15 protein-coding genes are annotated in these 12,053 nt (G+C 64.1%); 7 read left to right on the forward strand and 8 right to left on the reverse strand.

Going from position 1 to position 12,053, the window contains the following annotated elements:
* Window positions 1–11: 11 nt before the first annotated feature.
* Complete coding sequence (locus ACIP21_RS03650; RefSeq protein ID WP_400684052.1) at window positions 12–365, forward strand: response regulator; 354 nt, start codon at window positions 12–14, stop codon at window positions 363–365.
* A gap of 65 nt (window positions 366–430) precedes the next feature.
* Here ACIP21_RS03650 and csrA read toward each other — a convergent pair whose 3' ends face one another.
* The 8 genes from csrA to ACIP21_RS03690 form a co-directional block, all read right to left on the reverse strand.
* Window positions 431–628 carry a carbon storage regulator CsrA gene (csrA, locus tag ACIP21_RS03655; RefSeq protein ID WP_012315047.1) on the reverse strand — a complete coding sequence of 66 codons (198 nt, stop codon included), beginning with the start codon at window positions 626–628 and terminating at the stop codon, window positions 431–433.
* A 252-nt stretch (window positions 629–880) separates the two neighbouring features.
* Window positions 881–1,903, reverse strand: a complete 1,023-nt coding sequence (locus tag ACIP21_RS03660; RefSeq protein ID WP_400684054.1) for a DNA topoisomerase IB — start codon at window positions 1,901–1,903, stop codon at window positions 881–883.
* A 57-nt stretch (window positions 1,904–1,960) separates the two neighbouring features.
* Window positions 1,961–3,052 carry a molybdenum ABC transporter ATP-binding protein gene (gene modC, locus ACIP21_RS03665; RefSeq protein WP_400684056.1) on the reverse strand — a complete coding sequence of 364 codons (1,092 nt, stop codon included), beginning with the start codon at window positions 3,050–3,052 and terminating at the stop codon, window positions 1,961–1,963.
* A 2-nt stretch (window positions 3,053–3,054) separates the two neighbouring features.
* Window positions 3,055–3,735, reverse strand: a complete 681-nt coding sequence (modB, locus tag ACIP21_RS03670; protein ID WP_400684058.1) for a molybdate ABC transporter permease subunit — start codon at window positions 3,733–3,735, stop codon at window positions 3,055–3,057.
* Window positions 3,735–4,493 (reverse strand): molybdate ABC transporter substrate-binding protein, encoded by a 759-nt coding sequence (gene modA, locus ACIP21_RS03675; protein ID WP_400684060.1) that lies wholly within the window; start codon window positions 4,491–4,493, stop codon window positions 3,735–3,737. The genes modB and modA overlap by 1 nt, the downstream gene beginning before the upstream one ends.
* 157 nt (window positions 4,494–4,650) lie before the next feature.
* Window positions 4,651–5,727 (reverse strand): NAD(P)H-dependent flavin oxidoreductase, encoded by a 1,077-nt coding sequence (locus ACIP21_RS03680; protein ID WP_400684061.1) that lies wholly within the window; start codon window positions 5,725–5,727, stop codon window positions 4,651–4,653.
* Window positions 5,728–5,752: 25 nt separating this feature from the next.
* On the reverse strand, window positions 5,753–5,923 hold the full coding sequence (locus ACIP21_RS03685; protein ID WP_400684063.1) for a hypothetical protein: 171 nt from the start codon (window positions 5,921–5,923) through the stop codon (window positions 5,753–5,755).
* An 8-nt stretch (window positions 5,924–5,931) separates the two neighbouring features.
* Window positions 5,932–6,234 (reverse strand): DUF1883 domain-containing protein, encoded by a 303-nt coding sequence (locus ACIP21_RS03690; RefSeq protein ID WP_016487931.1) that lies wholly within the window; start codon window positions 6,232–6,234, stop codon window positions 5,932–5,934.
* Window positions 6,235–6,394: 160 nt separating this feature from the next.
* Here ACIP21_RS03690 and ACIP21_RS03695 point away from each other — a divergent pair, with 160 nt between their 5' ends.
* The 6 genes from ACIP21_RS03695 (at window position 6,395) to ACIP21_RS03720 (ending at window position 12,052) form a co-directional block, all read left to right on the forward strand.
* On the forward strand, window positions 6,395–6,754 hold the full coding sequence (locus tag ACIP21_RS03695; protein WP_400684065.1) for a hypothetical protein: 360 nt from the start codon (window positions 6,395–6,397) through the stop codon (window positions 6,752–6,754).
* Window positions 6,755–6,980: 226 nt separating this feature from the next.
* Entirely contained in the window at window positions 6,981–7,820 is an 840-nt protein-coding gene (galU, locus tag ACIP21_RS03700; protein ID WP_400684067.1) for a UTP--glucose-1-phosphate uridylyltransferase GalU, read from the forward strand.
* A gap of 99 nt (window positions 7,821–7,919) precedes the next feature.
* Window positions 7,920–9,275, forward strand: coding sequence for a glutathione-disulfide reductase (gene gorA / locus ACIP21_RS03705; protein WP_400684069.1), 1,356 nt, complete (start codon window positions 7,920–7,922; stop codon window positions 9,273–9,275).
* A gap of 182 nt (window positions 9,276–9,457) precedes the next feature.
* Complete coding sequence (ahpC, locus tag ACIP21_RS03710; RefSeq protein ID WP_004375926.1) at window positions 9,458–10,021, forward strand: alkyl hydroperoxide reductase subunit C; 564 nt, start codon at window positions 9,458–9,460, stop codon at window positions 10,019–10,021.
* Window positions 10,022–10,146: 125 nt separating this feature from the next.
* Window positions 10,147–11,709 (forward strand): alkyl hydroperoxide reductase subunit F, encoded by a 1,563-nt coding sequence (ahpF, locus tag ACIP21_RS03715; protein ID WP_400684072.1) that lies wholly within the window; start codon window positions 10,147–10,149, stop codon window positions 11,707–11,709.
* A 154-nt stretch (window positions 11,710–11,863) separates the two neighbouring features.
* The gene (locus ACIP21_RS03720; protein ID WP_400684074.1) at window positions 11,864–12,052 is read left to right on the forward strand and encodes a hypothetical protein; all 189 of its coding nucleotides are present in this window, start codon (window positions 11,864–11,866) and stop codon (window positions 12,050–12,052) included.
* Window position 12,053 lies beyond the last annotated feature (1 nt).

Raw genomic sequence — 12,053 nt, forward strand, 5'->3', positions numbered from 1 at the left:
GGGGCCGGGCGATGAACACTATCCTGATCGTCGATGACGAATACCTGATCGCCGACATCCTGGGCTTTGCCCTGGAAGACGAGGGCTTTCTGGTGGAAAAGGCGAGCAATGGGCGCAAGGCCCTGGAAGCGCTCAGGGAAAAACGTGTGGAGTTGGTGATTACCGACTACATGATGCCGGTGCTCAATGGTGAGGAACTGGTGCGGGCGATACGTGAGGAACTGGAACTACCCGACCTGCCGGTCATCCTCATGAGTGGAGCCCAGGCCAGCCAGGCGCGCCCGGAGCTGTTCGCCGCGGTGTTCGACAAGCCGTTCGACATGGACAGGATGATCGCCAAGGTGCGCGAGCTGCTCGGCACCTGAGGCTCAGGTTGCGGCGTGCGTCGGCCATTGGATCAAGCGCGTCCCTGCGGCTTGAAGCATGGAACTCAGTGTTGATCGTCGTGCTTTTCCGGCGCCGGGCTGCCGGCCTGGATACGCTTGAAGATCTCTTCACGGTGCACCTGGACATCCTTCGGTGCATCGATGCCAATCCTCACCTGCATCCCTTTTACGCCCAGAATGGTGACTTTGATGTCATCGTTGATGACGATGCTTTCGCCAACCTTACGGGTGAGTATCAGCATGTAGTTCTCCTTGGTGATAGGTAAATCCGCCAGGCCAGTTGCCGCAGCGTTGGGAGCTCGTCCCTCTTCCTTCTCATTAAAGACGCTTTCAGGGGATAGTAATTCCCTGGAAGATAAATTCTGCTTTATGTCTTTAGTTGCAGGTGCCGGGTGAAGCCTAGTCAGCGTGTCGGCGAAGGTGCTCGATGGCAAGGATAGGGGGCTTCGGCCCTTATGGGAAATTTCTGTGCGTGATGAGGTAAATAGCGCTGCTCAATTGTCGTTTGTTTGTTCCAGGGCCTGGAGAAACAGCAGCAGGGCGACTTCCTCCGGGTCCAGGCCCTTGCGCACCCGCCGCCCCGGCAAGTCGGCGAGCCGCCCTAGGGCATAGTGTTCGAAGACGGCAGGGTGGATGTAGCAGCGTCGGCACACCGCAGGGGTATTGCCGAGCCGGCCGGCAACTTGCTTGACAATGGCCGCGACCTGGCGCCGGGCCTCGCTTTCCGGCTCCCAGGCCAGCGGCCTGAGCAGGCTCAGCGCCAGGCTGCTGCCCGCCCAGGTGCGGTAGTCCTTGGCGGTGAAGTCGGCGCCGGTCAGTTGCTGGAGAAACGCGTTGACCTCGCTGGAACCCACGCTGTGCCGCTGGCCGTCTTCGTCCAGGTACTGGAACAGCGCCTGCCCGGGCAGTTCCATGCAGCGCTTGAGCAGGTTGGCCAGGCGCCGGTCATGCAGGGTGACATTGTGCTCCACGCCGCGCTTGCCTCGGAACTGGAAGCGAATGGTGCTGCCTTGAACCTTGACGTGGCGATTGCGCAGGGTGGTCAGGCCATAAGACTTGTTGTCGCGCAGGTAGCGTTGGTTGCCGATGCGGATCAGCGTGTGATCGAGCAGGCTGACGACCAGCGCCATGACCTTTTCCCGATCCAGGCCGGGGCGCGCCAGGTGCGCTTCCAACTGCGCGCGCAGTTTTGGCAGCGCCTGGGCGAAGGCCAGCATGCGCCCGTACTTGTGCTGGTCGCGCAGTTCTCGCCATTGGGCGTGATAGCGGTACTGCTTGCGGCCACGGGCATCGCGGCCGGTGGCTTGCAGGTGGCCCTGCGGGTCGGCGCAGATCCACACATCGGTGTAGGCCGGCGGGATCACCAGCGCGGCGATGCGCGCCAGGGTTTGCTCATCGCGCACGCGCTGGCCCTGGGCATCGAGGTAGATGAAGCGGTCGCGCCAGCGCCGCCGGCTCAGCCCCGGCTGGTTGTCGTCGACATAATGCAGGTTGGCGGGCAGGGGGCAGTCGAGCATCGGCGGCGGGCCTCGGTCAGGTCTCTGATCAATGGACCACAGCCGTTTGCAGGTTGCTCAGCCGAGCAGGGCCACCGACTTGATTTGCGCGATCAGTGCCTGGCCCGGGTGCAGGCCGAGCTGGTCGGCGGAGAACCGGGTGATACGTGCCAGCAGCGCATTGCCGCCAGCGTCCAGGCTGACCAGCACATGTGCCGGGTTGTCCGCCGGGCGTGTTTCGCGCACGCGCACCGGCAGGCGGTTGAGAATGCTCGAGCTGCTGTCGGCGTCCAGCGCCAGGCTGACATCGCGGGCCTGCACCTTGACGCGCAGGGTGCTGCCCATGCTGTGGGCCGGATGGGCGATGCGCAGCAGTGGTGCGTCGCTGCCGGGCAGGCGCAGGTCGAGCAGGTCGTAATGCGGGTCGTGGCCGACCACCAGGCCTTCGAACACCACGCCGGCATCCTCGCCCTGGGCCAGCGGCAGGTCCAGGCGCGCCAGGGTGGCGCCGATCGGCCCGCTGGCCATGGCCCTGCCTTGCTCCAGCAGCACCAGGTGATCGGCCAGCCGCGCCACTTCGTCCTGGGCATGGCTGACGTACACCAGGGGGATGTCCAGTTCGTCGTGCAAGCGCTCGAGGTAAGGCAGGATCTCGCGTTTGCGCGGCCCGTCGAGGGCAGCCAGCGGCTCGTCCATGAGCAGTAGCCGCGGGCTGCTGAGCAGCGCACGGGCGATGCCGACCCGCTGCGCCTCACCGCCCGACAACGTCGCCGGTTTGCGCGCGAGCAGGTGGCCGATGCCCAGCAGCTCGCTGGCCTGGTCGAGGCTGACCTTGCGCGCATCGGCTGCGATGCGCTTCCAGCCGAACTCCAGGTTGCCGCGCACCGACAGGTGGGGGAACAGGCTGGCCTCCTGGAACACATAACCTACCGGGCGCAGGTGCGGTGCCTGGAAGTAGCCGCGTGCGCTGTCTTCCCAGACCTCGCCATTGACCTCGATGTAGGCACTGGCGGCCCGCTCCAGCCCGGCCAGGCAACGCAGGCATGAGGTCTTGCCCGAGCCCGAGTGGCCGAACAGCGCGCTGATACCGCGCCCGGGCAATTGCAGGTCGACATCCAGGGTGAAGTCATCGCGCGCCAGCTTCAGGCGCGCCACGATCGAACCGCTCATTTTCAGCTCCAGCCAGCTTTGCTACGGCGCCCGGCATAGAGCAGGAGCAGCACCAGGAACGAGAACACCAGCATGGCACCGGCCAGCCAGTGGGCTTGGGAATACTCCATGGCCTCGACGTGATCGAAGATCTGCACCGAGACCACGCGGGTCTTGTCGGGGATGTTGCCACCGATCATCAGCACCACGCCGAATTCGCCCACGGTGTGGGCGAAACCGAGGATGCTGGCGGTGACGAAGCCGGGCCGGGCCAGTGGCAGCACCACATGGACGAAGGTGTCCCAGGGGCTGGCGCGCAGGGTCGCGGCGACTTCCAGCGGCCGCTGGCCGATGGCGCCGAAGGCGTTCTGCAGCGGCTGCACCACGAACGGCAGGGAATACACGGTCGAGCCGATCACCAGCCCGGTGAAGCTGAACACCACGGTGCCCAGGCCCAGCGCCTGGGTAGCCTGGCCGAGCCAGCCGTGCGGGCCGAGGGCGATCAGCAGGTAGAAGCCGATCACCGTCGGCGGCAGCACCAAGGGCAGCGCCACCAGCGCGCCGACCGGCCCGCGCAGCCACGAACGCGTGCGCGCCAGCCACAAGGCGATCGGCGTGCCGATGACCAGCAGGATCAGGGTGGTCAGGCTGGCCAGTTTGAGGGTCAGCCAGATTGCCCCCAGGTCACTGGCGTCCAGTGGCATCAGATTTCATAACCGTAGGACTTGATCACCGCAGCGGCTTTCGGGCCTTTCAGGTAGTCCACCAGGGCCTTGGCTGCTGGGTTGTCCTTGCCTTTGTTGAGGATGACCGCGTCCTGCAGGATCGGCTCGTGCAGGTTGGCCGGGACGATCCAGGCCGAACCGCTTTCGACCTTGCCATCCTTGTAGATCTGCGACAGGGCGACGAAGCCCAGTTCGGCGTTGCCGGTGGAGACGAACTGGAAGGCCTGGGTGATGTTCTGGCCTTCGACGATCTTGGCCTTGGTGGCTTCGGTCAGCTTCAGTTTGTCCAGTACCTGGGTGGCGGCCAGGCCGTAAGGCGCGGCTTTAGGGTTGGCGATGGACAGGTGCTGGAACTGGTTCTTCTTCAGGACTTCACCCTTGTCGTCCACGTAGCCTGGCTTGGCCGACCACAGGGCCAGGGTGCCGGTGGCGTAGGTGAAGCGCGAACCCGGGACGATTTCCTTTTCTTCTTCAAGCTTTTTCGGGGTGCTGTCGTCGGCGGCAAGGAACACTTCGAACGGCGCGCCGTTCTTGATCTGCGCGTAGAACTGCCCGGTGGCGCCGTAGGCGGCGACCAGCTTGTGGCCGGTGTCTTTCTCGAAATCCTTGGCGATGGCCTGGATCGGCGCGGTGAAGTTCGCGGCGACGGCGACCTGTACCTCGTCGGCCCAGGCGCTGTTGAGGGAGATCAGGCTGGCCAGGGTGGCGGCGGCGAGGTGGGACAGGCGAATACGCATGAAGACAGCTCCTGAGGGTGGTTATCGTTATGGTGGGAACTATATAGCGATAGGCCAGTTGTCGGGAAGGGGCTGCAAGCAAGGGGCCGCCGTACCTGCGGGAGCGGGTTTATCGAGGCGTCGAAACGCCGCGAAGAAGCCGACACCCATGGAAGCCTTAGCGGATAATCTGCGCCAACGCCTTCCCGGCCATCTCCCGGGTCAATTGCTCGGCCCCCACATGCCTGCCCAGGCGCAACGCCTGGCCCGCCCACAGGTTGCTGAAGTCGCTGTTCCCCTGCGGATCGGTGATCGCCCGCAGCGGCATCAGCGCGCCCCCCGCCAGCGGGAAGCGCGGAGCCAGTTCGCTCATCGGCCCCAGTTCACGCATGATGCGATTGTTGATACCCCGTGCCGGGCGCCCGGTGAACAGGTTGGTCAGCGCGGTGTCGCTGGCCGCTGCGCTGTCCAGCGCGCGACGATGGGCCGCTGACACCTTGGTTTCGGGGCAGAACAGGTAGGCCGTGCCGACCTGCACCGCGCTGGCGTCCAGGGCCAGCGCGGCCACCAGGCCGCGGTGGTCGGCGATGCCGCCGGCGGCGATCACCGGCAGGCGCACGGCATCGGCAATCTGCGGCACCAGGGCGAAGGTGCCGATCTGGCTGGTGATGTCGTCGCTGAGGAACATGCCGCGATGGCCGCCGGCCTCGTAGCCCATGGCGATGATCGCGTCGCAGCCGTGCTCCTCAAGCCACAGGGCTTCCTCGACCGTGGTCGCACTGGACAGCACCTTGGCCCCCGTTGCCTTGACCCGCTGCAGCAGCGCAGCTTCAGGCAGGCCGAAATGGAAACTGACCACCTCGGGGCGCATCTGCTCGACCAACTGGCAGCCCTGTTCATCGAACGGGGCACGATTGGAGACAGGCGTGGGCGCGTCGAAGTCGGCACCGAGCTCGTCGTAATACGGTTTGAGGGTCTGCTTCCAGCGGGCGTCGCGCTCGGCGTCGGGCGCAGGTGGGGTGTGGCAGAAGAAGTTGAGGTTCAGGCTGCGGTCCGGGCAGGCCGCGCGGAAGGCGGTGATCTCGTCGCGCACCTGCTCGCCGGTGAGCATGGCGCAGGGCAGGGCAGCGAGCCCGCCGGCCTTGGCCACGGCGATGGCCAGGGCCGAGCCGCTGGCACCGGCCATGGGTGCCTGGAGAATGGGCAACTCGATGCCCAGCAGATCGAGAAGACGACGGTCGGGCCAGTTGCTCATTCCTCACTCCTAGTCAGGGGCCGCCTTACAGCGCTTTGCTTACCTGGATGTCGCTGATCTTCTCGGCGTCGTCGCCGTGGATCTTGCGCAGGGCTTCCAGCGCCTGCTCCTGGGAGGCATCGGCCATCACGGCGAAGTCCCAGCGGCGTTCGCCGTCGAGTTTGTACTTGATGACGTATTTGATGTTCTGGGTCATGGCGGTCTTTATCTGAGTTTCGACGATGAACGGCGGATGATCTTGATCTTGTGGCTCAAGGTTGGCTTGCGCGTTACCGAAATCGGCCGTGTGGTTACGGTATCGATGGTGATGTTCCAGAAGCCGGTGCTGGGCACGGTGATCTTGGCCGGGAAGTCAACGAACTGGCCGCCGTGGTAGGTGTGCCGGCCGCCATTCTTGAAGCTGCGGAAGTTGGCGTCGTTCATCAGGCGGATGTTACAGCGCTGGGAGCATTCGATGACGACGATGTCGTCCTCGTTCAGGTGCTCGCGCTGGTGTACGAATTTCATGGGTTGCTCCGCAAGGATTGGTTCTGCAAAGCCGAACGATATCACGATGTGGCCATGCCCTGCCGCGCCAGTCGGGAGAGGGGCGGATAAATCTGCCAGATCACGGAGCAAAAACGCCTCGCCGTTGTCGTAAACATTCCTGAAAGCAGAGGTGCTGCAAATGAAGTGCATGGTGGTGGCGATGGCCCTGGTGTTGGGAGGGTGTGTGAGCGTCTCGGAACTCGAGCAGTCGCACGAAACCCTCGATGTGATTTCAGGCAAGACGCCACGCGAGTACGCCGATTGCGTCAAGGCACAACTGGCCGACAGCCGCGACCCGCTGACCGAGGAAGCACGCGGCGACGGCCTGCGCCTGATCGTGCCGCAGAAGCTCACCGCTGGCGCCGGCCCGGCAGCCCTGGTCGACATTGCCAAGCGTGGCAGTGGCAGCAGCATCAAACTGCACGAACGCCTGAACAACTTCCCGATGCGCCTGGGCGATGTGCGCACGGCCGCGACGAAATGCATTTCCGGCGATTGACCCTGTGCCGAGCGCGTCTAGGGCTGCTTGCGGACCAGCCTGAAGCGCTGCATGCCGGCCACCCGTGGAGGGCCGGATGACACGGATTTCACGAACTTTTCGGAACTATCTACACTGAGATATCTCTATGATGGCAGCGGTCGCCTCGGGCAGGCATTGTAAGCTGAATGCCGCCTGATTAGACTGCGCCGAATTCCACAGGCCTCGCCTATGTTTAAGGATGTTTATGATCAAGAAATGCTTGTTCCCGGCAGCCGGTTACGGCACTCGCTTCCTGCCTGCTACCAAAGCCATGCCCAAGGAAATGCTGCCGGTGGTCAACAAGCCACTGATCCAGTATGGCGTTGAAGAAGCATTGGATGCTGGTCTGAACGAGATTTCCATCGTCACCGGCCGCGGCAAGCGCGCGCTGGAAGACCACTTCGACATCAGCTACGAGCTGGAAAACCAGATCAAGGGCACCGACAAGGAAAAGTACCTGGTCGGCATCCGTCGCCTGCTTGACGAGTGCTCGTTCTCCTACACCCGCCAGACCGAAATGAAAGGCCTGGGCCACGCCATCCTGACCGGCCGCCCGCTGATCGGTGACGAGCCGTTCGCCGTGGTGCTGGCCGACGACCTGTGCGTCAACCTCGAAGGCGAAGGCGTGCTCGCGCAGATGGTCGCGCTGTACAAGAAGTACCGCTGCTCGATCGTTGCCATCCAGGAAGTCGATCCGCAGGAAACCAACAAGTACGGCGTCATCGCCGGTGAAGAGATCAAGGATGGCATCTTCCGTGTCGACGCCATGGTCGAGAAGCCCAAGCCGGAAGACGCACCTTCCAACCTGGCGATCATCGGTCGCTACATCCTGACCCCGGACATCTTCGAGAAGATCGAACAGACCGAGCCAGGCAAGGGTGGCGAGATCCAGATCACCGACGCACTGATGAAGCAGGCTGCCGAAGGCAACGTGATCGCCTACAAGTTCAAGGGCCAGCGTTTCGACTGCGGTGGCGCCGAGGGCTACATCGAGGCGACCAACTTCTGCTTCGAGCACTTCTACAAGGCCGGCAAGGCGTACTGATACGCCGATGCGGGTTCAAGGAGCCACCCTTCGGGGTGGCTTTTTTGTTTGCGGCGGCCAACGGCGTTATGCTGGGCGCCAGCCAAGGAGACTGAATACATGGCCTACGATTTTGATCTGTTCGTGATTGGCGCCGGTTCCGGCGGTGTGCGTGCGGCGCGCTTCGCTGCGGGCTTCGGCGCAAAAGTGGCAGTGGCCGAGAGTCGCTACCTGGGCGGCACCTGCGTCAACGTCGGCTGCGTGCCGAAAAAACTGCTGGTGTACGGTGCCCACGTCGCCGATGAACTCGAGCAGGCCGCCGGCTTCGGCTGGACCCTGGAAGAGGGCCACTTCGACTGGGGCACCCTGATCGCCAACAAAAACCGTGAGATCGAGCGCCTCAACGGCATCTATCGCAACCTGCTGGTCAACAGTGGCGTGACCTTGCTGCAGGGCCACGCGCGCATCACCGGCGCCAACGAGGTGGAAGTGGACGGCCAGCGCTACAGCGCGGAGCACATCCTCATCGCCACCGGCGGCTGGCCGCAGGTGCCGGACATCCCGGGCAAGGAGCTGGCGATCACCTCCAACGAGGCGTTCTACCTCAAAGACCTGCCGCGTCGGGTGCTGGTGGTGGGTGGCGGTTACATCGCGGTGGAGTTCGCCGGCATCTTCCAGGGCCTGGGCGCCGACACCACCTTGCTCTACCGTGGCGACCTGTTCCTGCGCGGTTTCGACGGCTCGGTGCGCACCCACCTGAAGGAAGAGCTGGAAAAGCGCGGCCTGGACCTGCAGTTCAACGCCGATATCCAGCGCATCGACAAGCTCGAGGATGGCAGCCTCAAGGCCACCCTCAAGGACGGACGCGAGCTGGTTGCCGACTGCGTGTTCTACGCCACCGGCCGCCGCCCGATGCTCGACAACCTGGGCCTGGAAAACACCGGTGTGGAGCTGGACCCACGTGGCTATATCCGCGTCGACGAACAGTACCAGACCACTGCGCCGTCGATCCTCGCCATTGGTGACGTGATCGGCCGCGTGCAGCTGACCCCGGTCGCCCTGGCCGAAGGCATGGCCGTGGCACGGCGCCTGTTCAAGCCCGAACAGTACCGCCCGGTGGATTACCAGAACATTCCCACCGCCGTGTTCAGCCAACCACCGATCGGCACCGTCGGCCTGACCGAGGAGCAGGCGCTGGAGGCCGGGCACAAGGTGCAGATCTTCGAGAGCCGCTTCCGCGCCATGAAGCTGACCCTCACCGACATCCAGGAAAAGACCCTGATGAAGCTGGTGGTCGATGCCGAGACCGACAAGGTCCTGGGCTGCCACATGGTCGGGCCGGACGCCGGCGAGATCATCCAGGGCCTGGGCGTCGCGCTGAAGGCCGGTGCGACCAAGCAGCAGTTCGACGAGACCATCGGCGTGCATCCGACGGCCGCCGAAGAGTTCGTTACCCTGCGCACGGTCACCCGCTGATGCCAGGGCCCCATCGCCGCTTGCCGGCGATGGGGCCTCTCAGCCCATTCCCTTCTATTAATCATCCCCGGTTATAGCCAAAACCAATCAGCAGCATGAGCTTTGCCAATGAGCCTTCCTGGCGACCAGCGGTTAGGATTCTCTCCATCAACTGATTCCAACCCCATGAAGGAGCGTCTCTCATGCCAATCATCAACAGCCAGGTCAAACCGTTCAACGCCACCGCCTACCACAAGGGCGAGTTCGTTCAGGTCAGCGAAGCCGACCTGAAAGGCAAGTGGTCCGTCGTGTTCTTCTACCCGGCCGACTTCACCTTCGTCTGCCCGACCGAACTGGGCGACCTCGCCGACAACTACGCCGAGTTCCAGAAGCTGGGCGTGGAAATCTACGGCGTGTCGACCGACACCCACTTCACCCACAAAGCCTGGCACGACACCTCGGACACCATCGGCAAGATCCAGTACCCGCTGATCGGTGACCCGACCCACGTCATCTCGCGCAACTTCGACGTGCTGATCGAAGAAGCCGGCCTGGCCGATCGCGGTACCTTCGTGATCAACCCGGAAGGCCAGATCAAGATCGTCGAACTGAACGACGGTGGTGTAGGCCGCGATGCTGCCGAGCTGCTGCGCAAGGTCAAGGCCGCCCAGTACGTTGCCGCTCACCCAGGCGAAGTCTGCCCGGCCAAGTGGAAAGAAGGCGAAGCCACCCTGGCGCCATCCCTGGACCTGGTCGGCAAGATCTAAGCCGATGTCCACCCTGCGGGCGGTAGACAGCCGCCAAAGCTGAAGTAACTACCGCCCCGTAAAAGCGCCCGGGCGACCTCGCCTGGGCGTTTTTGTATCCGAGTTTTGAAAAAGGAATCGCCCGTATGTTGGACGCCACGCTTAAATCGCAACTGAAAACCTACCTGGAGCGGGTCACCCAGCCGATCGAGATCGTTGCCTCCCTCGACGACGGCGCGAAGTCCCGCGAATTGCACGACCTGCTGGTGGAAATCGCCGGCCTGTCGAACCTCATTACCTTCAGCGCGGACGGCAGCGACGCCCGTCGCCCTTCGTTCTCGCTGAACCGCCCGGGAGCCGACATCAGCCTGCGCTTCGCCGGTATCCCCATGGGCCACGAATTCACCTCCCTGGTGCTGGCGTTGCTGCAAGTCGGCGGCCATCCCTCGAAGGCCAGTGCCGAAGTGATCGAGCAGATCCAGGCGCTGGAAGGCGAATTCACCTTCGAAACCTATTTCTCGCTGTCGTGCCAGAACTGCCCGGACGTGGTCCAGGCGCTGAACCTGATGGCGGTGCTCAACCCCAACGTGCGCCACGTGGCCATCGACGGCGCGCTGTTCCAGGATGAAGTGGAAGCGCGCAAGGTCATGGCGGTGCCGAGCATCTACCTGAACGGCGAAGTGTTCGGCCAGGGCCGCATGGGCCTGGAAGAGATCCTCGGCAAGATCGACACCGGTGCCGGCGCCCGCCAGGCCGAGAAGATCAACGCCAAGGACGCCTTCGACGTGCTGGTGGTCGGCGGTGGCCCAGCCGGCGCGGCAGCGGCCATCTATGCTGCGCGCAAAGGCATCCGCACCGGTGTTGCCGCCGAGCGCTTCGGTGGCCAGGTCCTCGACACCCTGGCCATCGAGAACTTCATCTCGGTGCAGGAGACCGAAGGGCCGAAGCTGGCCACGGCGCTGGAAGAGCACGTCAAGCAGTACGACGTCGACATCATGAACCTGCAGCGCGGCGAAGCGCTGATCCCGGCCACCGACGGCGGCCTGCACGAAGTGCGCCTGGCCGGCGGCGCCTCGCTCAAGGCCAAGACCGTGATCCTCGCCACCGGCGCCCGCTGGCGCGAAATGAACGTGCCGGGCGAGCAGCAATACCGCGCCCGCGGCGTGGCCTACTGCCCGCACTGCGACGGCCCGCTGTTCAAGGGCAAGCGTGTGGCGGTGATCGGGGGTGGCAACTCTGGCGTGGAGGCGGCCATCGACCTGGCCGGTATCGTCGCCCAGGTGACGCTGATCGAGTTCGACAGCCAGCTGCGTGCCGATGCGGTGCTGCAGCGCAAGCTGCACAGCCTGGCGAACGTCAAGGTGATCACCAGCGCGTTGACCACCGAGGTGGTGGGCAATGGCGAGAAGGTCACCGGCCTGCGCTACAAGGATCGCACCACCGATGAGGTGCACGACCTGGCGCTGGAAGGCATCTTCGTGCAGATCGGCCTGCTGCCGAACACCGATTGGCTCAAAGGCACTGTCGAGCTGTCGCCGCGTGGCGAGATCATCGTCGACGCCAAGGGCCAGACCAGCGTGCCGGGCGTGTTTGCCGCGGGTGACGTGACCACGGTGCCGTACAAGCAGATCGTGATTGCAGTGGGCGAGGGGGCCAAGGCTTCGCTGGCGGCCTTCGATCACCTGATCCGTACCTCGGCACCGGCGTAAGCCTGTACCGGCCCTTTCGCGGCTGAAGCCGCTCCTCACAGTCGAGGCCTGCGCTGAACCTGTGGGAGCGGCTTTAGCCGCGAAAGGGCCAGTACCAGCAGAGCAAAACCCGAGGGTGTCTATGCTTACTGCAGACACCTTCAGGAGCTTCACCATGACGCTGATCAGCCGCGAACCCTGGTGGCTAGTCCCCCCAAAGCCCGGGCAGACCGAACAGGACCTGCACTGGGGCTACCTCGAGATCTACGAAGGCGGCCGCACCGTGTTCGTCGACCAGCGCCCCAGCGACCGTGAACTGGCCGAGCGCAAGAGCTGCCGCCACTTCCCCGAAGCCGAGCCTTAGC

This window comes from Pseudomonas sp. NPDC089401, from assembly GCF_044749485.1.
In the GTDB taxonomy this organism is placed as follows: Bacteria; Pseudomonadota; Gammaproteobacteria; order Pseudomonadales; family Pseudomonadaceae; genus Aquipseudomonas.